The 23,234-nt window shown below is 41.0% G+C and carries 22 protein-coding genes and 2 tRNA genes; all 24 read left to right on the top strand.

Going from position 1 to position 23,234, the window contains the following annotated elements; translation table 11 throughout:
• The first annotated feature begins 12 nt into the window (after positions 1–12).
• Complete coding sequence (gene purR, locus LC090_RS21280) at positions 13–867, top strand: pur operon repressor (protein WP_224591299.1); 855 nt, start codon at positions 13–15, stop codon at positions 865–867.
• Positions 864–1,238, top strand: a complete 375-nt coding sequence (locus tag LC090_RS21285; RefSeq protein WP_226660100.1) for a RidA family protein — start codon at positions 864–866, stop codon at positions 1,236–1,238. Before purR ends, LC090_RS21285 begins: the two co-directional genes overlap by 4 nt.
• A 202-nt stretch (positions 1,239–1,440) precedes the next feature.
• Positions 1,441–1,731: a septation regulator SpoVG gene (spoVG, locus tag LC090_RS21290; protein WP_098445913.1), complete on the top strand. Its 291-nt coding sequence runs from the start codon at positions 1,441–1,443 to the stop codon at positions 1,729–1,731.
• A 196-nt stretch (positions 1,732–1,927) separates the two neighbouring features.
• Entirely contained in the window at positions 1,928–3,295 is a 1,368-nt protein-coding gene (gene glmU, locus LC090_RS21295) for a bifunctional UDP-N-acetylglucosamine diphosphorylase/glucosamine-1-phosphate N-acetyltransferase GlmU (RefSeq protein WP_226660101.1), read from the top strand.
• Between the two features lie 106 nt (positions 3,296–3,401).
• Positions 3,402–4,352: a ribose-phosphate diphosphokinase gene (locus LC090_RS21300; protein ID WP_226660102.1), complete on the top strand. Its 951-nt coding sequence runs from the start codon at positions 3,402–3,404 to the stop codon at positions 4,350–4,352.
• Between the two features lie 77 nt (positions 4,353–4,429).
• Positions 4,430–5,080, top strand: a complete 651-nt coding sequence (locus tag LC090_RS21305; RefSeq protein WP_226660103.1) for a 50S ribosomal protein L25/general stress protein Ctc — start codon at positions 4,430–4,432, stop codon at positions 5,078–5,080.
• 121 nt (positions 5,081–5,201) lie between these two features.
• A complete protein-coding gene (pth, locus tag LC090_RS21310; RefSeq protein WP_226660104.1) occupies positions 5,202–5,759 on the top strand; it encodes an aminoacyl-tRNA hydrolase in 558 nt (185 codons plus the stop codon).
• Between the two features lie 57 nt (positions 5,760–5,816).
• Positions 5,817–6,047: an anti-sigma-F factor Fin family protein gene (locus LC090_RS21315; RefSeq protein ID WP_226660105.1), complete on the top strand. Its 231-nt coding sequence runs from the start codon at positions 5,817–5,819 to the stop codon at positions 6,045–6,047.
• A 205-nt stretch (positions 6,048–6,252) separates the two neighbouring features.
• On the top strand, positions 6,253–9,786 hold the full coding sequence (gene mfd / locus LC090_RS21320) for a transcription-repair coupling factor (protein ID WP_226660106.1): 3,534 nt from the start codon (positions 6,253–6,255) through the stop codon (positions 9,784–9,786).
• A gap of 151 nt (positions 9,787–9,937) precedes the next feature.
• Positions 9,938–10,468 (top strand): stage V sporulation protein T, encoded by a 531-nt coding sequence (gene spoVT / locus LC090_RS21325; RefSeq protein ID WP_226660107.1) that lies wholly within the window; start codon positions 9,938–9,940, stop codon positions 10,466–10,468.
• A gap of 199 nt (positions 10,469–10,667) precedes the next feature.
• Positions 10,668–12,260: a putative polysaccharide biosynthesis protein gene (locus tag LC090_RS21330; protein ID WP_226660108.1), complete on the top strand. Its 1,593-nt coding sequence runs from the start codon at positions 10,668–10,670 to the stop codon at positions 12,258–12,260.
• Positions 12,261–12,263: 3 nt separating this feature from the next.
• Positions 12,264–13,721 carry a nucleoside triphosphate pyrophosphohydrolase gene (gene mazG / locus LC090_RS21335; RefSeq protein WP_226660109.1) on the top strand — a complete coding sequence of 486 codons (1,458 nt, stop codon included), beginning with the start codon at positions 12,264–12,266 and terminating at the stop codon, positions 13,719–13,721.
• Between the two features lie 15 nt (positions 13,722–13,736).
• Complete coding sequence (locus LC090_RS21340) at positions 13,737–13,997, top strand: RNA-binding S4 domain-containing protein (protein ID WP_226660110.1); 261 nt, start codon at positions 13,737–13,739, stop codon at positions 13,995–13,997.
• A gap of 127 nt (positions 13,998–14,124) precedes the next feature.
• Positions 14,125–14,433, top strand: a complete 309-nt coding sequence (yabP, locus tag LC090_RS21345; protein WP_159780784.1) for a sporulation protein YabP — start codon at positions 14,125–14,127, stop codon at positions 14,431–14,433.
• Positions 14,430–15,020 carry a spore cortex biosynthesis protein YabQ gene (gene yabQ / locus LC090_RS21350; protein ID WP_226660111.1) on the top strand — a complete coding sequence of 197 codons (591 nt, stop codon included), beginning with the start codon at positions 14,430–14,432 and terminating at the stop codon, positions 15,018–15,020. Before yabP ends, yabQ begins: the two co-directional genes overlap by 4 nt.
• Positions 15,021–15,032: 12 nt before the next feature.
• Positions 15,033–15,416, top strand: coding sequence for an FtsB family cell division protein (locus LC090_RS21355; protein ID WP_226660112.1), 384 nt, complete (start codon positions 15,033–15,035; stop codon positions 15,414–15,416).
• 74 nt (positions 15,417–15,490) lie between these two features.
• On the top strand, positions 15,491–15,970 hold the full coding sequence (locus tag LC090_RS21360; RefSeq protein WP_224591321.1) for a S1 domain-containing RNA-binding protein: 480 nt from the start codon (positions 15,491–15,493) through the stop codon (positions 15,968–15,970).
• A 213-nt stretch (positions 15,971–16,183) separates the two neighbouring features.
• Positions 16,184–16,260: transfer RNA gene (locus LC090_RS21365), tRNA-Met, on the top strand.
• Positions 16,261–16,272: 12 nt separating this feature from the next.
• Positions 16,273–16,347, top strand: a tRNA-Glu gene (locus LC090_RS21370).
• A 603-nt stretch (positions 16,348–16,950) separates the two neighbouring features.
• A complete protein-coding gene (gene spoIIE / locus LC090_RS21375; protein ID WP_226660113.1) occupies positions 16,951–19,410 on the top strand; it encodes a stage II sporulation protein E in 2,460 nt (819 codons plus the stop codon).
• A 60-nt stretch (positions 19,411–19,470) separates the two neighbouring features.
• Positions 19,471–20,199, top strand: coding sequence for a VWA domain-containing protein (locus LC090_RS21380; protein ID WP_226660114.1), 729 nt, complete (start codon positions 19,471–19,473; stop codon positions 20,197–20,199).
• Complete coding sequence (locus LC090_RS21385) at positions 20,168–21,142, top strand: protein kinase domain-containing protein (RefSeq protein WP_226660115.1); 975 nt, start codon at positions 20,168–20,170, stop codon at positions 21,140–21,142. The genes LC090_RS21380 and LC090_RS21385 overlap by 32 nt, the downstream gene beginning before the upstream one ends.
• 91 nt (positions 21,143–21,233) lie before the next feature.
• Complete coding sequence (gene tilS / locus LC090_RS21390; RefSeq protein WP_226660116.1) at positions 21,234–22,619, top strand: tRNA lysidine(34) synthetase TilS; 1,386 nt, start codon at positions 21,234–21,236, stop codon at positions 22,617–22,619.
• Between the two features lie 21 nt (positions 22,620–22,640).
• Positions 22,641–23,180 carry a hypoxanthine phosphoribosyltransferase gene (gene hpt, locus LC090_RS21395; RefSeq protein ID WP_098445932.1) on the top strand — a complete coding sequence of 180 codons (540 nt, stop codon included), beginning with the start codon at positions 22,641–22,643 and terminating at the stop codon, positions 23,178–23,180.
• Positions 23,181–23,234 lie beyond the last annotated feature (54 nt).

Here is a 23,234-nt window from a genome sequence, read left to right on the forward strand (position 1 = left end):
GGAGGTTCTTCTATGAAGATGAAACGGAGTTCTCGGCTGGTGGATATGACAAGATATTTGTTAGAGCATCCACACCGCTTAGTTTCACTAACTTATTTTTCAGAGCGCTATGGCGCAGCTAAATCATCGATTAGCGAAGATTTAGTTATTATTAAAGAGAATTTTGAACAGCAGGGTGTTGGCTCGTTATTGACGGTTCCAGGTGCAGCTGGGGGCGTTCGCTATATGCCGCTCATTAGCGATGAAGAAGCAGACCGCGTCGTTGGAGAGCTGTGTGATTTTCTAGAAAGCCCTGACCGCCTTCTTCCGGGAGGATATTTGTATTTAACCGACATCCTTGGTAATCCGGAGATTATGAATCAAGTCGGACGCCTCTTCGCATCTGTATTTGCTGATCGTAAAATTGATTGCGTGATGACTGTTGCAACGAAAGGAATCCCCCTTGCGTATGCGGCGGCTAGTCATCTTAACGTACCGGTAGTCATCGTTAGACGAGATAGCAAGGTAACAGAAGGATCGACGGTAAGCATCAACTATGTATCCGGCTCATCCAAACGCATCCAAACAATGGCGCTTGCTCGTAGAAGTTTAAAACCTGGCGCGAACGTTTTAATTGTTGACGATTTCATGAAAGCAGGTGGAACGATACAAGGAATGGTGAATCTCCTTGAAGAGTTCCAGGCTGACGTAGCCGGAATTGGCGTTCTTGTTGAAGCAGAAGGCGAAGGAGAAGAACGACTAGTTGAAGAGTATGTCTCAATGATGAACCTTGGTGGAGTCGATATGAAAGAGCGTTCGATTCAGGTAGCACCAGGCAATTATAAAGATTTTCTTACGCGATTAACTGAAGGAGTGGAGAACGAATGAAAACTGTCTACACGAAATCAGCACCAGAAGCCATTGGTCCCTATTCACAGGGGATGATCGTTAATAACCTGTTTTACAGCTCAGGCCAAATTCCATTGCGAGCAGATGGTACGTTCGTTGATGGGGCAATTGAAGAGCAGACACACCAAGTTTTTTCGAATGTAAAAGCGGTTCTTGAAGCTGCTGGAACATCACTCAATCGCGTTGTAAAAACCACCGTATATATTAAAGATATGAATCAATTTGGAGCGATTAATGAAATCTATGGTGAGTACTTTGATGCACACAAGCCAGCAAGATCCTGTGTTGAAGTAGCACGCCTTCCTAAAGATGCTCTTATTGAAATAGAAGTGATTGCCTTAGTTGGTTAATCAAGTAGACGTACTCATTCACTGAGTGCGTCTTTTTTTATATTCATTGTTTAAATTCTTCATTTTGTGTCGAACATGGATTTTGTGAACGGTTAACATCAAATTTTTATAACATTTTTTATATTTAGAAGAAGGAATTATTGACTATAAGTTGAATAGTGCATATATGCTCTAATTAATGGAAAAAGGTGGTGCACTCGAGTTGGAAATTACAGATGTTCGCCTACGTCGTGTGAATACGGAAGGACGCATGCGCGCAATCGCTTCCATCACAATGGATCATGAATTCGTCGTTCATGATATCCGTGTTATTGATGGGAATAACGGCATGTTTGTAGCGATGCCAAGCAAAAGAACTCCGGATGGAGAGTTTCGCGATATCGCTCATCCAATTTCCTCGAATACAAGGGAAAAGATTCAAACAGCTGTTTTGGCTGAATACCATCGTGTTGGTGAAATGGAAGCTGCTTATGAGGAAGCTGGCGCTTCTTGATTGAGAAAAGCCTGGTCAAATGACCGGGCTTTTTTTTGGTTTTGCAACTGGATAGGAGAATTATGAATGAAATGTTCACCAACCTATCTTTTCCAGCTTCATATGTTGCGTCGATTTTAGGAACTTCCTTGAAAATGAGGGGTTTTTGAGATATAGTCAAAGTGGAAAAATAGGATGCGATGGAGGAACCATATACATGAATAGATTTGCAGTTGTATTAGCAGCAGGTCAAGGAACAAGGATGAAATCAAAGCTTTATAAAGTACTGCATCCCGTTTGTGGGAAGCCTATGGTTGAACACGTTGTGGATCAGCTTGAGGAACTTAAGCTTGAGAACATTGTCACTGTTGTCGGTCATGGTGCTGAGAAAGTTCGTGATCAGCTTGGTAACCGAGTCAATTATGTCCTCCAAGAAGAACAATTAGGAACGGCGCATGCTGTCATGCAGACTCAAGGTACACTAGCGAATAACGAAGGCGTAACGCTTGTTGTTTGTGGGGATACTCCTCTTATCACAAAGGAAACAATGGATGCCCTTTTAACATATCATGAAGAGAAGGGTGCAAAAGCGACGATCTTAACGGCTGACGCTGACAATCCATTTGGTTATGGTCGGATTATTCGTGACGGAAATGGAAGTGTTCAGCGCATTGTTGAACAAAAAGATGCAAATGACGATGAACAGCAAGTGACAGAAATAAATACAGGTACATACTGTTTTGATAACAAAACTCTTTTTGAAACGCTTCAGTTAGTTAAAAATGAAAATGCTCAAGGAGAATATTATTTACCGGATGTTGTTGAAATTCTTCAAAAACAAGGTGAAATTGTAGCTGCTTATCAAACAGAAGATTTTGATGAAACGATGGGAGTAAACGATCGTGTAGCGCTTTCTAAAGCAGAAGGTGCTATGAAAAAGCGCATTAACGAGAAACATATGCGTAACGGTGTAACGCTCATTGATCCTGAAGCCACATACATTGGTCCAGATGCTGTGATTGGGCAAGACACCGTCATTTATCCTGGAACGACTATTAGTGGCACAACGACCATTGGTGAGGAAGCTAAAATCGGACCCAATACTGAAATCAAAGATAGTAAAGTTGGCAGTATGACTGTTGTGAAACAATCGGTTATTCATGATAGCGAAGTAGGAAATGCTGTGAATATTGGACCGTTTGCTCATATTCGACCTGCCTCACAAATTGGTGATGAAGTGAAAATCGGAAACTTCGTTGAAGTCAAGAAAGCCGTTATGGGTAATGGGAGTAAAGCATCCCACTTGAGCTATGTTGGTGATGCTGAAATCGGAAAAGATGTGAATCTTGGCTGTGGTTCCATTACTGTCAATTATGATGGTCAGAAAAAGTACTTAACGAAAGTTGAAGATGGAGCTTTCATTGGTTGTAATGTGAATTTGATCGCACCTGTAACGGTTGGAAAAGGCGCCACTGTAGCGGCCGGATCTACGATTACGGATGATGTTCCTGAACAGGCTCTATCAATTGCTCGCTCTCGTCAAACGAATAAAGAAGATTACGTAACAAAAAAGAAGGATAACTGATTTTTCAAAGGATAAGAAGGTATGAAAATTGTGACGTTTCTCCAGTTTTAAGGAGAAGATAAGACGATTGTGCTTTTCTTATTAATAAATGGAGGGGTACCGGCCGATGGCTAATTATTTAGATCCAAACTTGAAGGTGTTTAGTTTAAATTCAAATCCTGATCTTGCTGAAGAGATTGTAGAACATATTGGTGTTCCAATGGGTAAATGTTCTGTTGTACGTTTTAGTGATGGAGAAATCCAAATTAACATTGAAGAAAGTATCCGTGGCTGCGATGTGTATGTAATTCAATCAACATGTGCTCCTGTTAATGAAAATATTATGGAGCTTCTTATTATGATTGACGCATTAAAGAGGGCTTCTGCTAAAACAATCAACATTGTTCTACCATATTATGGATACGCTCGTCAGGATCGTAAAGCAAGATCTCGTGAACCGATTACGGCGAAGTTGGTAGCTAACCTTCTTGAAGTAGCTGGCGTTACTCGTCTTATTACGCTTGATCTACACGCATCTCAGATTCAAGGTTTCTTTGATATTCCAGTGGACCAGTTAATGGGTGTTCCAACACTTGCGAAACATTTTGAAGAAAAGAATCTTGAGGATATTGTCGTAGTATCACCAGACCACGGTGGTGTAACCCGTGCTCGTAAGCTTGCTGAGCGCCTCAAAGCACCAATTGCGATTATTGATAAACGTCGCCCGCGTCCTAACGTGGCTGAAGTGATGAATATTGTTGGTAACATCGAAGGCAAAACAGCGATTATTATTGACGATATCATTGATACGGCCGGTACGATTACGCTAGCAGCCAACGCGCTTATTGAGAATGGAGCAAAAGAAGTGTTCGCTTGCTGTACGCACCCTGTGTTATCAGGTCCTGCAATCGAACGGATTGATGATTCTAAAATTAAAGAACTTGCTATTACAAACACAATTCCGCTTCCAAATGAGAAGCAAATTGATAAAATCACACAGCTTTCTGTAGCCCCTCTTCTAGGAGAAGCAATCATCCGTGTTCATGAGCAGCTTTCGGTAAGTAAATTATTTGATTAAATGAAATACGTTTATTGCCGCCTGATTATGGGTATTCATAATAGTAGAGTAAAACCTAATCAGGAAGGTGATTAATAATGGCAGCAACATTGAAAGCATTAGATCGTAATACAACAAAAAGAAGCGAACTAAGAACACTGCGTGAAACTGAAGAAGGTCTTCCAGCCGTTCTTTATGGTAAAGACCGCAAAAGCGCACCGGTACAGGTTGACGCTCTTGAGTTCATTAAGGTATATCGTCAGGTCGGAAAAAATGGCGTTATTGAATTGAACTTCGAAGGACAGGGTACATATCCTGTTATGGTATATGACATGCAAGTTGACCCAATTAAAAATCATGTACTTCACGTTGACTTCTATTCTGTTGACCTTAACAAGGAAGTTGAAGCGGAAGTTCCGGTTCACTTAACGGGTGAAGCTGCAGGAAGTAAAGAAGGCGGCGTTGTTCAACAAATGCTTCATGAAATTCTTGTGAAAGCTAAGCCGAATGACTTCCCAGACAGCATTGACGTTGATATTTCAGAACTTAACATTGGTGACGCTGTTCAAGCGGGCGATCTTCCAAAAGGTGATAAATACGAAATCCTTCTGGATGCTGAAGAGCCAATTGCTTCCATCGTACCTCCAACCGAAGAACCTGCTGAAGACGAAGAAGAAGCTGATGAAGTGGCAGAAGAGCCACCAGCAGAGCAAGAAGAAACTGGAGACGAAACAACAAAAACCGAATAAACTTCAGGGACGTAACCGAACGGGTTACGTCTTTTTTTCAAGATAAAGAGACTACAGGTGAATAAGTACACGTTTTTTTGATACGATAGAAGAAAAGCAATGAAAGGTAGGGCGTCAGCCGTTGAAATTAATTGTTGGCCTTGGTAATCCGGGGAAGAAATTCGATAATACAAGACATAATGTAGGGTTTATGGCAATTGACCAGCTTGCAAAAGAGATGGGGATTGCGTTAGATCAAAAGAAGTTTCAAGGTATTTACGGTAAAGGAGTGGTGAATGGAGAATCTGTTTATCTTCTGAAACCTCAAACCTTTATGAACTTATCAGGAGAATCAGTGCGTCCTTTGATGGAGTATTTTAATATTGATGTGGAGGATTTGCTCGTCATTTATGATGATCTGGATCTTCCGACTGGTAAAGTGCGAATTCGTCAAAAAGGTAGCGCTGGCGGACACAATGGAATGAAGTCGATTATCACTCACCTTCATACTCAGGAATTTAAGAGAGTAAGAATCGGGATTGATCGGTCAGCACGCCAGACGGTAATTGACTACGTGTTAAAGCCTTTTTCAAAAGAAGAAGCAGAGCCGATTCAGCTTGCTATCGAACAGACAGTAAAAGCTTGTGAAGCGTGGACAACATCATCTTTTCCAGAAGTGATGAATCAGTATAACGCTTGAATATCCTCTCATTCTCCCGTCCATACTAGTAAAAGATAAGGGACAGGGAGGATTCTTATGGATATTCATTACGTATGTCGTCACTGTGGAACGGAGATTGGAAGATTGTCACAACAAAACCACACAGCAGACGAACTAGGATTTCAACAGCTCACTGAGAAGGAGCGCCAGGCGATGGTTCATTATCATCATGATGGAACAATTGAAGTGAAAGCCATTTGTGAAGATTGTCATGAAGCCATGGAACGAACGCCATCTTTTCATGAGCTTGATACATTTATTCAGTAAGAAGCTTTGGGAGTGCGTCCAAAGCATTTTTGCGTTAAAAAAGGAACCGACCGATTTATAGAAAAATAGGATTTAGAGAAGGGTAGCTTCTGTAACGCGTCCGTTATGAACCTCCATCGTTTTAATTGTAAAACGGTGCTAGTGTTTTCAGACGTTGTACGACACGCTTGCACTTTTCATAGTGAGAGGGGAGAATAACTTACCGATGTTAGGCTTAAGAGAATATTTTAGTAAGGGCGATGAATTTCAGTCCGTTTTTACAGGGGTGAAAGAGGGGCTTAAAGAACAACTTGTTGCAGGGCTAGCTGGTTCTGCTCGGATGCTTCTAATGGCCTCTCTCTATCATGAAACAAAGCGCCCTCAACTTATTATTACCCACAATTTATATCAAGCTCAGAAGCTCTATGAAGATATGTGTGAGCTTGTATCTCAAGAGGAAGTTTACCTATATCCGGTGAATGAGCTCATTTCTTCGGAAATTGCCATTGCGAGTCCTGAATTAAGAGGGCAACGAATGGAAGCTTTAAATTATTGGATGAAAAATAAAAATGGTATTGTTATTGCCCCGATTTCGGGCGTTAGAAGATACCTTCCGCCCAAAGACATCTGGGAAAAAAGCCAGATCTCCTTTACTGTGGGTGACGATATCCCTCTAGAGGAAACGCTCTCGACTTTTGTAGCTATGGGCTATGAACGTGTGCCAATGGTATCTTCACCAGGCGAGTTCAGTGTTAGAGGCGGTATTGTTGATATTTATCCGTTAACGGAAAATAGTCCAATTCGAATTGAATTATTTGATACAGAAGTAGATTCGATTCGTTTTTTTGATATTGAGTCTCAACGATCTGCAAATAAAACAGACCGCATTACAATTGGACCTGCAGACGAAGTAGTGTTATTCCCTGAGAACTATAAAAAAGGGGCAGAGCGTCTTCAAAAAGAATTGCAGGCTTCTCTAAAAAAAGTGAAAGATCAGAAAGTAAAAGAAGCGATGCATGAAAACATTACGCATGAAATTGATCAGCTGAAAAATGAGCAAAATTTCCAGGGTATGATCAAGTATATGGATTATTATTATGATCAGCCTGCAAGTTTACTAGATTATTTACCAAAAGATGGCCTTGTCGTTTTTGATGAAGTGAGTCGAATTCAAGAAATGTCATCTGATCTGGACAAGGAAGAAGCAGAGTGGCAAACCGCTCTCCTTAATCAGGGAGAAATTGTTTCATCTGTTTCCTTATCGAGATCTTACGATACGTTATTTGCGAAGCCAGTTCATTCCACCATATACTTATCGATTTTTTTACGACACGTTCCATATACAAATCCACAAAATATCATCAATGTTTCAAGTAAAGCGATGCAGAATTTCCATGGGCAAATGAAAGTATTAAGCAGTGAAATTGAACGGTGGAAAAAAAGCGGCATAGCGATCGTGTTTCTTGCAGCAACTGAAGAGCGAAGGAAGCGACTTGAGCGGGTCTTAGAAGATTATGAAATCAATGCAATGATGGTGGAACAGGATACGCCGATCTCCCATCAGCAGCCTCAGATATTAATCGGTAGCTTGAACGGTGGGTTTGAACTTCCGATGCAGAAGCTTGCTGTGCTAACAGAAGCAGAAGTGTTCACTAAACAATCAAAAAAACCAAGACGTTCTCAAAAGATGTCGAACGCTGAGCGAATAAAAAGCTATTCCGAATTAAAAGTAGGGGATTACATTGTTCATGTGAATCACGGAATAGGCAAATATCTAGGTATACGCACATTAGAAGTAAGCGGCATTCATAAAGATTACCTTTATGTGAGCTATGCAGGTAATGACAATTTGTACGTACCAGTGGAGCAAATTGATCAGGTCATGAAATACGTTGGTTCTGAAGGGAAAGAACCGAAGCTCTACAAGCTTGGCGGAACAGAATGGAAGAAAGTGAAGCGTAAAGTACAGTCTTCTGTTGAAGACATTGCGGATGACTTAATTAAGCTATATGCCGAACGTGAAGCAAGCGTTGGCCATAGCTTTGAAAAAGATACAGAAGAACAGAGAGAGTTTGAAGCCGCCTTCCCCTATCAGGAAACGGATGATCAGCTAAGAGCAATACAAGAAATTAAAGAAGATATGGAAAAAACGCGTCCAATGGATCGACTGCTGTGCGGTGATGTTGGTTATGGAAAAACCGAGGTTAGTATTCGAGCAGCATTTAAAGCCATTATGGATGGCAAACAGGTGGCTTTTCTCGTACCGACGACGATTCTTGCTCAACAGCATTTTGCAACGATACAGGAGCGCTTTGCGGACCACCCGATTAACATTGGTTTATTAAGCCGTTTCCGCTCAAGGAAGGAGCAGAATGAGACGTTAAAAGGTGTGAAGAATGGTACAGTGGATATTGTAATTGGCACACACCGACTTTTATCGAAAGACGTTGCGTATAAGGATCTGGGCTTGCTTATTGTCGATGAAGAACAGCGGTTTGGCGTAACGCATAAAGAGAAAATAAAGAAATTAAAAGCGAACGTAGATGTGTTAACTCTTACAGCAACGCCAATTCCTAGAACGCTTCATATGTCGATGTTAGGCGTTCGGGATCTTTCTGTTATCGAGACTCCACCAGAGAATCGCTTCCCCGTACAAACGTATGTTGTAGAATATAGCGGTACACTCGTACGAGAAGCCATTGAAAGGGAACTTGCCCGGGGAGGACAGGTCTACTTCCTTTATAATCGTGTAGAGTCCATTGAGTACATGACAGATCAAATTCGAACACTTGTCCCTGAAGCGAGAGTTAGCTTTGCTCATGGGCAAATGAGTGAAACTGAGCTTGAATCAGTGATGATTGATTTTCTTGACGGGAATTATGATGTGCTCGTTAGTACAACGATTATTGAGACTGGAGTCGATATTCCAAACGTAAATACACTTCTTGTGTATGATGGAGATAAAATGGGACTTTCTCAACTCTACCAACTTCGTGGACGTGTTGGTCGTTCGAATCGTGTCGCTTATGCTTATATCACTTATCAACGAGATAAAGTCTTAACCGAAGTGGCGGAGAAACGTCTTCAAGCAATTAAAGAATTTACTGAGCTAGGCTCAGGATTTAAAATTGCGATGCGAGATCTTTCCATCCGAGGCGCGGGTAACCTTCTAGGTGCAGAGCAACATGGATTTATTGATTCAGTTGGCTTTGATTTGTACTCGCAAATGTTGAAAGACGCGATTGAAGAAAGGAAAGGCGATGCACCAAAAGAGAAGGCGTTCAACGTTGAGATCGATCTTGAGGTAGATGCTTATATTCCCGGTACGTATATTAACGATGAAAAGCAGAAAATTGATATGTACAAACGTTTCCGCTCAATCGAATCACTGAAAGATATCATGGATTTACAAGACGAAATGATGGATCGATTTGGAGACTTCCCAGAGGAGGTCGAATATCTCTTCCAAGTTTCTCGAATGAAAGAACTGGCTAAAGAAGTAAAGGTTGAAAAAGTAGGGCGAAGTAAGAAAGACATCCAGCTACTATTCCATGAATCGGCGCGAGAAGCAATTGGAGGAGAAACGATCTTTGAGGTTGCCAATGAATTTGGGAATAAGCTTTCCTTGGGGGCAGACGGTAATAAAGTAAAGGTAGTTGTAAAGGGAAGAGGTCTTGAAACAAAGGGCCATCTTCAGCTTGTTGAAAAAGTCTTAAAGAAAGTAAAGGGAGCAAAAAAGCAGCCAATGAATGCGAATTAAAGCCGATTTTGGAGGAAACTCATAATTTTGACAGGTTTGTGAATAGAACTCATACGTCGAAACGATACTAATGGAAACATATTGTAGAACATGCAATAGAAGAAGTGATTGGAGCAATCACCTACAACTTCCAGAAAGCGAGGCAACTTAGATGAAAGCAACAGGTATCGTGCGTCGTATTGATGATTTGGGGCGTGTTGTCATCCCGAAAGAAATTCGCAGAACACTTAGGATTAGAGAAGGCGATCCACTGGAAATTTTTGTTGATCGTGAAGGTGAGGTTATTCTCAAAAAGTACTCCCCAATCAGTGAACTTGGCGATTTTGCAAGAGAATATGCAGAGTCTCTCGCAGAACATTCTGGCCATATTGCCCTTATCTCTGATCGAGACGTTTACATTACAGCTGCGGGTGGTCCAAAGAAAGAGTACTTAAATAAAAGTATTGGCGACTCTGTCGAAAAAGCGATGAATGAACGAAGATGTTTACTGAATGAAAGTAAGTCTGAACTCATTGAAGGAGTTCCTGTTGAAACAGGACATGTGATTGCTCCAATAATAGCGAATGGCGACCCAATTGGCACGGTCATCTTACTTGCAAAAGAAGATGAAAAGGTGACGGAATTGGAACAGAAGCTATCCGAAACGGCAGCAGGGTTTCTTGCAAGGCAAATGGAACAGTAGAGAAGAATGGAGGCGGCAGCCTCCATTTTCTCTGTTTAAAATAAAATACTTACTTAAACCATCTATACAATCGAAGTCCTCAGTTTGTCCTAAGGAAACAAGTTGCTTACGCTTCTTCTACCGTACTTCAAAAGTTTCCCATCTTTCTTCATATGATATAATTCGTACATAAATAGGTATTGATATTTGGCAGGTGTGTATGAAAAAAAAAGAAAATCAAAAAGGATTCTGGCACGGCGCGCTCTTACTTACTGCAGTCGCTCTTTTTATGAAGGTGCTGAGCGTTGGGTACCGAATTCCTTATCAGAATATTACCGGTGACATTGGTTTTTATGTCTATCAACAAATTTACCCGTTTTACTCGATTGCCATTATTCTCGCTACATATGGTTTTCCCGTTGTTATTTCAAGACTTATCTCTGAACAGCTTGCCAAAAACGATTATGATCAAGCGAAAGAGCTTTCTCGTTATAGTTTTTACGTACTCGCCCTACTTGGTTTAACTGGCTTTCTTTTTCTCTATACAGTAGCTCCCTTACTTGGAACGCTAATGGAGGATCGCCAATTAGTTGGGCCGCTGCGAACCACAGCATTTTCTTTTCTAATTATGCCAGGAATTGCGTCAATTAGAGGTTATTTTCAAGGGCAAGAAAATGTTGTTCCTACGGCATGGTCACAAGTTACCGAACAATCTGTTCGCGTGCTTGCTATTCTTATCATATCCATCAGTCTTGTTGCAGGTGGAGCAGACGCATACGCTGCAGGTACTGGGGCTGCACTGGGTTCATTAGTAGGGGGGGTTTCAGCGTTTATTTTACTGGTGCTCCTTCGCTATCGACATGAGCCAATCCATTTACGCTCTGTGAAAACCCACTCCTTTCGTTTTTTTGGCGTAGCGCGCAGAATCTTAACGGAAGGGACGTTGATTTGCGTCAGCGCCCTTGTAATGGTGCTTTTTCAGTTAATGGACGCTTTAACAATCGTACCTGGATTAATGGAGCATGGGCTTTCTTCAATAACGGCTCGCGAGACAAAAGGAGTATTTGATCGCGGCCAGCCACTCATGCAAGTTGGAACGGTGCTTGCCACCTCGCTTTCGTTGTCAATCGTACCTGTAATTTCGAAAGCATCAGCTGCAAAACAAAAGAATTTCATTCGAGATAAGGCTGGCCTTTCTCTAAAAATTAGTTTTGTTATTGGGCTTGCAGCTTCCGCCGGACTTGCTATCATTATGAAGGAAACAAATGTCATGTTATTTAAAGATCAGTCCCTTTCATCTACGCTTAGTGTTCTTGCGTTTGCAATATTTTTTAGTTCGCTTTCAATGACGGCAGCAGGTGTATTGCAGGGAATTGGTTTAGCAAGAAATGCTGCTCGTTATGCAGTGATTGGGATCCTGGTGAAGGGTTTATTAAATCTAATTCTAATTCCGCTCGTAGGCATTAATGGCGCTGCAGTTGCTACAGTCGTTGGCTTTGCAGTCGTTGCAGGGCTTACTATTTTTGTTGTGCATATTAAAGTCGAATTGATGCAATATCCTTTCTATTTAAGACGCGCTGTAGCGGCTGTTTTAGTTATGAGTACCGCTGTCATGCTTCTGCAAATGTCCATTCCATCTTTTCTCTCAAGAGGGTTGTCGAGCATCTCTGCTCTTACCGGAGCAATTGCAGGAGGGCTTATGTTCGGTTTAGCAACAGTCTTTCTTGAGGTCTTTACAGAGAAAGAGTTATTGCAATTACCTAAAGGAGAAAAGATCTCGTTATTTCAAACTAAATTAAAGAAAGGAGCTTGAGTGATGACAAAAATTACGATTATTGGAACAGGTGCAGGTGACCTTACTCAGCTCTCTCTCGGTAGCTATCGTACACTTCAGTCAGCTGAACGAATTTTTGCCAGAACGATTGATCACCCCGTCCTTCGGGAGTTAATCAATGATGGACTTGTCGTGACGGGCTTTGATGATATTTATGAAAAGAATGATTCTTTTGAGGAGACGTACCGCACGATAGTGGATCGTCTCTTCGAGGAGGCGCAGAATGGCTCTCTCATTTATGCTGTGCCAGGTCATCCTATGATGGCTGAAGCGACTGTGCAGCTCCTGCTAGAAGAGCAAGCAAAGCATGGCGTCGAAGTGCATGTCGCGGGAGGACAAAGTTTTCTGGATGCTCTATTTACTGCCGTCCGAATTGATCCGATTGAAGGATGTCAGATTCTCGATGCTACGCGTTTTGTAAAATCCGAAGTTCAAGTACGCAATCATTTAATTTTTGTACAAGTATATGATCAGTTCACTGCTTCAAGTGTTAAATTAACCTTAATGGATCTTCTGCCTGATGATTACAAGGTGACTGTACTGCAAGCGGCGGGAAGTCAGGATGAGAAAATAATGACTGTCCCTTTATTTGAATTAGATCGTTCCATGGAAGTCAATAATTTGACGGCAGTGTATGTTCCGCCTGTAAAAGATGCAAAACTTTTATATCAGGATTTTGAATGGTTGCGACATGTAGTAGCAAGACTGCGCGGTCCAGGAGGCTGTCCGTGGGATCAAAAGCAAACACACGAATCGCTTAAAAAATATTTAATTGAAGAGGCGTATGAAGTGTTAGAAGCAATTGACGATCAGGACGATGAGCACCTTGCTGATGAGTTAGGGGATGTCTTGCTTCAAGTCCTCTTACATGCTCAAATCGGTGAGGATGAAGGAATGTTTACAGTTGATGACGTAATCGAGAAGTTAAGCGATAAATTAATTCGGCGGCATCCACACGTATTTGGTGATGAAGAAGCAAATACGGCTGAAGAGGTAGTCGGACATTGGGATCAAGTGAAAAAGCAGGAAAAGGATGCTGCACCATCACAGTTTGACGCGATTCAGAAAGGCCTTCCTGGTCTTATGCGTGCCAATGAATTGCAAAAAGCTGCTGCAAAAGTAGGCTTTGATTGGGATGAAGTTGATCCCATTTGGGAGAAGATTCAAGAAGAACTTGGTGAGTTTAGAGAAGCTGTCAAGGATAAGTCGTTTCATGATCAGGAAGATGAGCTTGGAGATTTATTATTTGCCCTTGTTAATTTAGCTCGCTACTATAAAGTTGATCCAGAAGTAGCCATACACCGAACAAACCATAAATTTATTTCTCGATTTCAATATATTGAAAAACGAGTAAAGGAAAAAGAGCTTGATATCGAGAAGTTATCTCTTGAAGAACTCGATTCATTCTGGGATGAGGCAAAGAAAAAAGGAATCAAATAGGGAGCGTTGAAACAAATGAGATTAGATAAATTTCTAAAAGTATCACGATTAATTAAGCGTCGATCTATCGCGAAAGAAATTTGCGACAAAGGTCGTATTGAAGTAAACGGTAATAAAGCGAAAGCAGGGACAAATGTTAAAGCGGGTGATGAGCTAGTGATTTCATTCGGACATAAAAAAGTAACGGCTCGCGTAGATGAGATAAAGGAAACGACAAAGAAAGAAGAAGCCAACAATATGTTTACGATCATAAAGGAAGAAGCAGCCGGTGAATAAAAAAGACCCATTTGGGTCTTTTTTTGTTAGGAAAAGGAGTCTCCTGTTTGAGCTTCTTCCTATAGCATAGCTTGTTCTAAAAGACACCTCCTCTTCATAGACATGTATCGAGAAGAGGGGGAGAGCGATGGATAATTATTATGAGTACGGCACCTATGATAAAGCTTCAAACACACCCGAACACGATTTAGTGATGAAGTCACGTAAGTCGCTTGAAATTACAGGAGTAAAGCATGTCGATAGTTTCGATAATGAAGAGTTTCTTCTTGAGACCACCATGGGATTTCTGGCAATACGTGGACAGCACTTGAAAATGAAAAACTTAAATGTCGAGCAAGGGCGCGTCTCAATTGAAGGGAAAATTTTTGATCTTAGCTACCTCGACCATCACGAAGGGGAAAAAGCTAAAGGGTTCTTTAGCAAATTATTCAAATGACGTTATCGGTGCAATTCTATACGATGGTTGCCATGGTGGCTATGGGAGTGTGGCTTGGTATAGCCATGGATACCTATAGCCGTTTTCTTCATCCCAATAGGAAAAAAAACTGGTGGCTTTATGCGAATGATGTTGTTTTCTGGTTATTACAGGGACTTCTGATTTTTTATGTTCTTTATCTTGTTAATGAAGGTGCAATACGATTTTATGTCTTTTTAGCCATATTATGTGGCTATTCAGCCTATCGGGCTCTTTTTCAACCGTTATATCGTGGATTGCTAGAACGAATCATTTTAGTGATTCTGGCAGTTAGTCGAATGGTTCGATCGCTGTTTTTTTATCTGATCTACAAGCCTCTAAGGTTCATATTGAAAGTTTTATTTAGCTTATGTATGATGATAGTAAGTATGATGACAACCATTTTTTGGTTTATCTTTAACGTTTTTTGGGTACCGTTAAAGTGGGTATTTTCGTTGATGTGGCGATTATTACCACAACAGGTGCAGACACCACTAACAAAAATAGCAGGAGTTGCCGATACAATAAAGAACTACATATACCAATGGTTAACTAAAATACGAAAGTGAGGAGGGAAAAGCTTGGTTACTGCGAATAAGCACAAGCCTAAAGTAACAGAAGTTCATTCGGAATACCATCAAGAGAAACAGCTACAGGATAAAGTGAAGGAACGTAGAAAAAGAGGTCTTGTTCGACGTCTTACTGCATTCGCGGTAGCTGCTTTAGCCATAGCTATTCTATTTATCTCCGTATTCACTTCACAGGCAGCAACGATCGAAGAAAAAAACTTACAGCAGAAGCAGGCTGAAGAAGAATTAACGAAATTGAAGGAGCAAGAAAAATATTTATCGGAAGAAATCGAGAAACTTAATGACCTTGATTATATCGGTGAATTGGCAAGAAGGGACTACTTTATGTCAAAACCCGGCGAGACAATCTTTAAGCTTCCTTCTTCCTCAAATTGACACGTTGTTTTTTGAAGGGGTATAATTAGCGTACGACTGATCTTTTAAAGATTTTAAGGAGGAGCTTTTTTTACATGGCAATCGAAGTAGGCAGCAAGTTACAGGGAAAGGTAACAGGTATTACAAATTTTGGCGCGTTTGTTGAACTACCAGACGGCAAAACAGGTCTCGTTCACATCAGTGAAGTTGCAGACAATTACGTAAAGGATATTAATGATTTTCTTTCAGTTGGCGATCAGGTTGAGGTAAAAGTCATCCAGGTTGAAAACGACGGTAAAATTGGTTTATCGATTAAGAAAGCAAAAGATCGACCAGCATCTGAGCGTCCGCAAGGTCGTCCTCAAGGTCGCCCACAGGGTGGAGGCCGTCCGCAAGGCGGTGGCAGACCTGGTGGTGGCGGTTACAAAGGTAAGCCTCGCGGAGGTGGACGTCCACAGGTAGAGTCATTTGAGGATAAAATGAGCAAGTTCCTTAAAGACAGTGAAGACCGCCTTTCAACTTTGAAGAAACAAACAGAGTCAAAACGAGGTGGTCGCGGCGCTCGTCGCGGCTAGAGCTTGTTGTCTACTAATTATAGTTATAAACAAAACCAGCGTATGCACGCTGGTTTTGTTTATGATGAGGTAAGCAAGTCATGCTACTCACTTTGAAATTTTTTAACATATCCAGTTTTGCATGTTTATATGCAAAAAATATAAAAAAGAAGTTGACACATACTTTTCTGCAATGTATTATATAACTTGTGCTTAAGAAAGCAACAGTCTAATGGCGGTGTAGCTCAGCTGGCTAGAGCGTACGGTTCATACCCGTGAGGTCGGGGGTTCGATCCCCTCCGCCGCTACCATTTTTATAAGTTGGCCCGTTGGTCAAGTGGTTAAGACACCGCCCTTTCACGGCGGTATCACGGGTTCGAATCCCGTACGGGTCACCAACTTATTCAAGAAGATTGTACGGTCTTCTCACCCAAGGGTTCCCCTGCAGAAGTTATTCAAAATGATGAACAGCAGGACTAGCTACGCGTCGGAATCCCGTACGGGTCACCAACTTATTCTTTAATAACTATACATAAAAATGCTTAAAATATACAAAGTTTGCTAAAAAGGTCCGACATGATCTAAAATGTCGGGCTTTTTTTGTTTGTTCATCCAAAATTGGAAAGTGATGCTTCTCTTATGTGATCAAAAAGAAGAGAGAAAGATGCTTTTATATGTTTAATCGCATTTCTTTTCTTTTTTATCTTTAACATTTCGACCTTTTTATCTTAAAGGACTGAATGAGTTGGGGAAAGTGGACGAAGCTATATTATGCTTATGCTAACTCAGCAATCTTGATAAATGGAATCACTAACTTCCTTACAGATTTCTTCTTCTGTCTACAAGTGATTGACAAGCTTCCCTGAAAGAAGTCGAGAAATTTTTAACATATCTCTTCTTTTTTTTGACAAAAAGCGAAATTTGATTATGGTTTAATAATTTACACAAACTGCTTCAAGCAGATCGGTGAAAAAATAGAATCAATGAAAGCAGGTGGGGGAATGCAAAGCGAATTAGTCATGGAAAGGTCAAAATCGAGGGTGGGAAAATGGATTCATGGGACAAAAATTCGGTTAGAAACGATTCTTTTTCAACGTGGGCTACTCCTGTTTGTCATAGGATTTTTGCTTGGACGAGCCGTCATTCTTACACAAGTCACCCCTTTTGCTATTCCTTTCTTTGGAGCTGTGTTTTTTCTGAGACGTGAACGTGCACCTATGATTATTGCGGCATTGCTTGCCGGCGCCATTTCTACTTCCAATCTGCAGAACACCGCATTTATTATGTGTGGCATACTTGTTTTTCTTATCATTAATCGGTTTGTGAAATTATCATCTCTTTCTCTCGTTAAGACGCTACCCGTTCTTGTCTTTATGACTAGTATGCTTGGAAGATTGATTTTAAGTTTACTAACAGAGCGAACCCTGGCCAATACAAATTGGATTTTAGCGGCTGTTGAAGGTGCGCTTGGAATGATTCTAACCATTATTTTTATTCAAAGTATACCGGTGCTTTCCATTAAGAAAAGAACGCAGGCGCTTAAAAATGAGGAGATTATTAGCTTTATCATATTACTTGCAACGATGTTAACTGGAACGATTGGTTGGGTTGTTTATGGGTTTTCGATTGAGAATATTCTTTCTCGCTACCTCGTATTAATATTTGCCTATGTTGGGGGAGCGGCGATCGGTTCTACGGTTGGGGTTGTCACGGGATTAATCCTGGCACTCGCTAATGTAGCTAGCCTTTATCAAATGAGTATGCTTGCTTTTTCAGGATTGCTAGGAGGTTTACTGAAGGATGGGAGAAAAGTTGGCGTAGGGATGGGATTACTTATTGGGACGTTATTAATTGCGTTATACGGGAGCGGTCCTGAATTTTTGTATCCAAATCTAATGGAATCTGTGATTGCTGTACTGCTCTTTTTCTTTACCCCATCTAAAGTAACTTCTCAACTTTCAAAATACATTCCAGGCACTGTTGAACACGCCAATGAACAACAACAGTACCTACGAAAAGTACGTGATGTTACAGCCAATCGAGTCGAGCAGTTTTCAAGTTTATTTCAAGCCCTTTCGAGTAGTTTTACAGATTCAGACTTACAAGCAGATGATCAGTCTGAACGCGAGGTTGATTATTTTCTCAGTCACGTTACAGAAAAAACATGTCAAAATTGTTTTAAGAAAGAAACGTGCTGGGCCAAGAATTTTGATGCAACTTACGGGTATATGACTGGAATTATGGAGGAGCTTGAGCAAACGACTGAATTAACAAACTATAGTTTGAAAAGAGATTTTGATAAACACTGTATTAAGGCCAATAAAGTGATTGAAATTATCGGAAAGGAGATGAGTCATTATCACGCAAACCGCTTGTTAAAAAAGCAAGTACGTGAGAGTAGAAAAATCGTTGCAGATCAGTTGCGCGGTGTATCGCATGTGATGGGCGATTTTGCTAGAGAAATTCAAAAAGAGCGTGATAACCTCCATCAACAAGAAGAGCAAATTATGGATGCGATTCAAAGTATGGGTTTAGAAGTAGGACAGGTAGAAATCTATAGTCTTGATGAAGGTAATGTCGACATTGAGATGAAGATTCCAGCATGTGGCGGAAGGGGAGAAGGAGAAAAAGTAATCGCGCCAATGCTATCGGACATTTTAAAGGAGAACATCATTGTTAAAAGGGAAGTTTGTGCCGAGCACGAACACGATACTTGTCACCTTTACTTTGGATCTGCAAAAGATTTTGTCATTGAAACAGGTGTAGCAAATGCTGCAAAAGGAGGAGCTTGGATTTCAGGAGATAGCCATTCGACCATCGAATTAGGTGCAGGTAAGTATGCCATTGCAATTAGTGATGGAATGGGGAATGGAGAGAGAGCACATCAAGAAAGTACGGAAACGATTCAACTTCTCCAAAAGATTCTTCATTCCGGAATTGATGAAACAGTTGCGATTAAATCAGTTAACTCAGTTCTTTCTTTACGGAATACCGATGAAATTTTTTCTACACTGGATTTAGCGATGATTGATTTACAAGATGCATCGGCTAAGTTTCTTAAGATCGGCTCCATTCCGAGTTTTATCAAGCGAGGCGATCGCGTGATGATGGTGGAATCAGGCAATCTACCAATGGGGATTATTCCTGAATTTGATGTTGAGGTTGTAAGTGAGCAATTAAAAGCCGGTGACTTACTAATTATGATGAGCGACGGTATTTACGAAGGAGTCAAAAATATAGAGAATCCTGAATTCTGGATGAAACGTAAGATTCGAGAGCTTGACACTGATAAGCCACAGGAAATTGCGGACCTTATTATGGAAGAGGTGATCCGAACAGAATATGGCAGAATTGATGACGATATGACGATTGTTGTTGCGAGAATAAAGCGAAATGTGCCTAAATGGTCAACGATTCCAATTTATTCTGCCCCATCTTTTAGAAAGAAAAAGGCGCAGTAGGTAAGTATAAACTCTCCTCCTAAAGGCGATGCTTGTAACAGCAAAAAAGGAGGAGTCCAGATGAAGAAAGGAACACTACGGCAAATACTTTTAATCACAGATGGATGTTCGAATCAGGGGGAAGATCCAGTTGCTATGGCAGCTCTTGCAAGAGAACATGGAATGACAGTTAATGTAATAGGCGTACTTGATGAAAATGAGCGGACAGATGGTTTGAAAGAAATTGAAAATATTGCTTTATCTGGCGGGGGCATCCACCAGCTAGTTTATGCGAAACAGCTATCGCATACGGTGCAAATGGTAACACGTAAAGCAATGACCCAGACGATTCAGGGATTTATTCACAAAGAACTGCAATCGATTTTGGGTCATGATAAAGAGATAGAAGACTTACCACCTGACAAACGGGGGCAGGTAGTCGAAGTGGTTGACGAACTGGGGGAAACCATGGACTTAGAAGTGTTAATTATGATTGATACAAGTGCGAGTATGCAGCATAAGCTTCCAACGGTAGAAGATGCCCTGCTCGATCTTTCGATTAGTCTACATTCAAGAATTGGTGAAAATGAGTATGCTCTTTATGCATTTCCCGGGAAACGAAAGCAAGTAGAACGCCTGATGGATTGGACACCAATACTTAAGGATATTCATACCATTTTCCCGAAATTAACCACTGGTGGTATTACGCCGACTGGTCCAGCTTTAAAAGAAGCCATTGATGCTTATCAGAAAAAACGTTCAAAGAGAGGGCTATTAAATGACGGGTACATCGAAGAATCCAGTAGCTGATGTTCCCCGTGGAACAACCATTAGAGGAAAGTGGAACAAGCAAACCTATCAGATTATGAAAAAATTAGGAAGCGGAGCGCTTGGTACTGTCTATTTAGCAGACTCCGTCAAAGGGCGAGTCGCTTTAAAGGTAGGTACTGATAGTATGTCCATTACGTCAGAGGTAAATGTTCTAAAACAGCTTTCGATGGTCCAGGGAACAGTTCTTGGGCCGTTTTTCTATGAGATCGATGACTGGGAACGGAATGGAAAGAAATTTCCTTTCTATGTGATGGAATATATTGATGGGGAACCACTTTTTACTTTTATCAATCGAAGAGGGAAAGAATGGATTGGAATCCTAATGCTTCAATTGCTTCGCGATCTTTCCGTCCTCCATCGAGAAGGGTGGGTTTTCGGCGATTTAAAGCCTGACAACCTATTAGTTGAAGGCTCGCCTCCAACAATGAGGTGGCTGGATGTGGGCGGAACGACGCCAATGGGAAGGTCTGTTAAGGAATTTACGGAGTTTTTTGATAGAGGCTATTGGGGGCTAGGTAATCGCGTAGCAGAGCCTTCCTATGATTTGTTTTCAGTAGCAATGATTGTTCTAAATGCAGGCTATCCGAAGCGCTTTGATCGTCCCAAAAAAGACTCAGAACACTATTTAATGAATAAGATTGAGGGTAGTCAACTATTAAGAGAATATAAACCAATTCTTAGAAAGGCTTTGCTTGGAAAATATAATTATGCTTCGGAAATGAGACAGGAACTATTTGCTCTCCTACAAGGAGAGCAAATAAATGTGCGCAAAAATAAGAATGTCGCTGGCCATTCTCGAGTTGCTGCACGTCAAACTCGTCCGACAGTAAAGAAAAAACGTTCGGGCTGGATTGAAACCGTTCTTCTCGTTGCTTTCCTTCTATTCTTCTATACTTTATACTTAGTTGGTCACATTTTTTAGAAAAGAAATGTTTGAAATCGTACGGGTTAGGTTAATAGTACTAAAATGAAAAACTGTTTAATTCAAGCAGGAAGTGAGAGGAAGACAGAGGTTGTTGCAAGATGTCGACCATTTTATCCAAAAGCATGAACTAATCAACTATGGGGATACAATTGTTGTGGGAGTTTCTGGAGGACCAGACTCAATGGCGTTGCTTCACTATTTGGGCACGATGGTGACTTCTTTTCAGCTGAGAATTGTTGCTGCGCACGTAGATCATAATCTCCGGGGTGAGGAATCAGCTCAAGATTTAGCGTTCGTGAAGCACTTCTGCCAGCAGGAAGGCATCACCTTTGAAGCTTCAACGATCGATGTAAACCACTATAAAGAGCATCATCAGGTATCAACACAAGTTGCGGCTAGAGAATGTCGCTATCACTTTTTTGAAGACGTGATGAGCAACTATCAGGCAAATGCTCTTGCACTTGCTCATCACGGAGACGACCAAATTGAAACAATGCTTATGAGACAAGTTCATGGAAGTACCGGTTCAGGACTTGCAGGCATTCCTGCGAGACGTCCTTTCTCAACTGGTCATATCATTCGACCATTTTTAGGTGTAACGAAAGAACAGCTATTGAAATACTGTCGTGATTACGCGTTGAATTATAGAACTGACCCTTCCAATGAGAGTGATGATTATATGAGGAATCGCTTTCGTCATCATGTACTTCCCTTTCTTAAAGAAGAGAACCCAAATGTTCACAAAAGATACCAACTATATAGTGAAAGAACGCAAGATGATGAGCGTTTTTTAGTGGAGTTAGCTAAGCAACATTTAAATAAAGTAATCCTTGCTCAAAATGACAAATTTGTGAAGATAGACAACAAGGCGTATCAATGCCTCCCTATTCCTTTACAAAGAAGAGTGATTCATCTAATATTAAACTATCTTTATACAGGCAATGCTCCTTTTTCTTCTATACATATTGAGGATTTGCGGTTAATGCTCGATTCTGAGCACCCTTCTGCTTCCCTTAATTTACCCCTGGAATTGAGGGCGGTAAAATCTTATACCACCTGTTATTTTTCTTTTGAAACCTTTTTGCCACCAGAACCGTATACGTATCATCTCCCTTTGCGGGGGTCTGTGGCTACGCCAATTGGAACGATTACGGCCGTTCCAATTAAGCACGTACCACAATCACTCACGGGAAATGATCTTATTATTGAGGAACAGCTGCTTCCTGTAGTGGTGCGCTCAAGGCGTCCTGGTGATCGAATTCAGCCAAAAGGCATGATAGGGACCAAAAAGGTAAAAGATATTTTTATCGACCGTAAAATAGACCGTTCAGAACGTGATGTCTGGCCAATCGTTGAGGATGTAACGGGTCAAATCATCTGGGTCGCTGGAGTAACCCGTTCTGAAAAGGCAACACTGTCTGCAAGAAAGAATCAGCTTGTGCATCTGCACTATGAGAAAAAAACACTTACATAGGTTGGGAGGGCAATACTACTGATGTTAAACGAAATTCAAGAAACATTAATTAGTGAAGAACAAATTCAAGAGAAATGCCGCGAGTTAGGGAAACGGCTTTCGGATGAATATGAGGATCGCTTTCCGCTTGTGATTGGCGTCCTAAAAGGTGCAATGCCTTTCATGGGTGACTTAACAAAGCGCATGACTTGTCACCTTGAGATGGACTTTATGGACGTTTCAAGTTATGGGAACTCAACTGTTTCTTCTGGAGAAGTAAAGATCATTAAAGATCTTGATACTTCAGTAGAAGGACGTGACGTTCTTATTCTCGAAGATATTATTGATAGCGGGTTAACGCTAAGTTATCTAATTGATCTTCTAAAGTACCGCAAAGCAAAGTCAATTAAGATTGTAACGCTTCTGGACAAACCAACTGGAAGAAAAGTTGATCTTAAGCCTGATGTAGCAGGGTTTATTGTTCCTGATGAGTTTGTTGTTGGGTACGGTCTTGACTTCGCTGAGAGGTACCGTAATCTTCCGTTTATCGGGATTCTTAAACCCGAGATTTATCAAGGTTAATTTGTTGTAGTCAGTTGTGCCAGTATGGTAAGATAATCTATGGTTTCCTGTTCG

Source organism: Guptibacillus hwajinpoensis (assembly GCF_020524165.1).
Classification (GTDB): Bacteria; Bacillota; Bacilli; order Bacillales; family Guptibacillaceae; genus Guptibacillus; species Guptibacillus hwajinpoensis_D.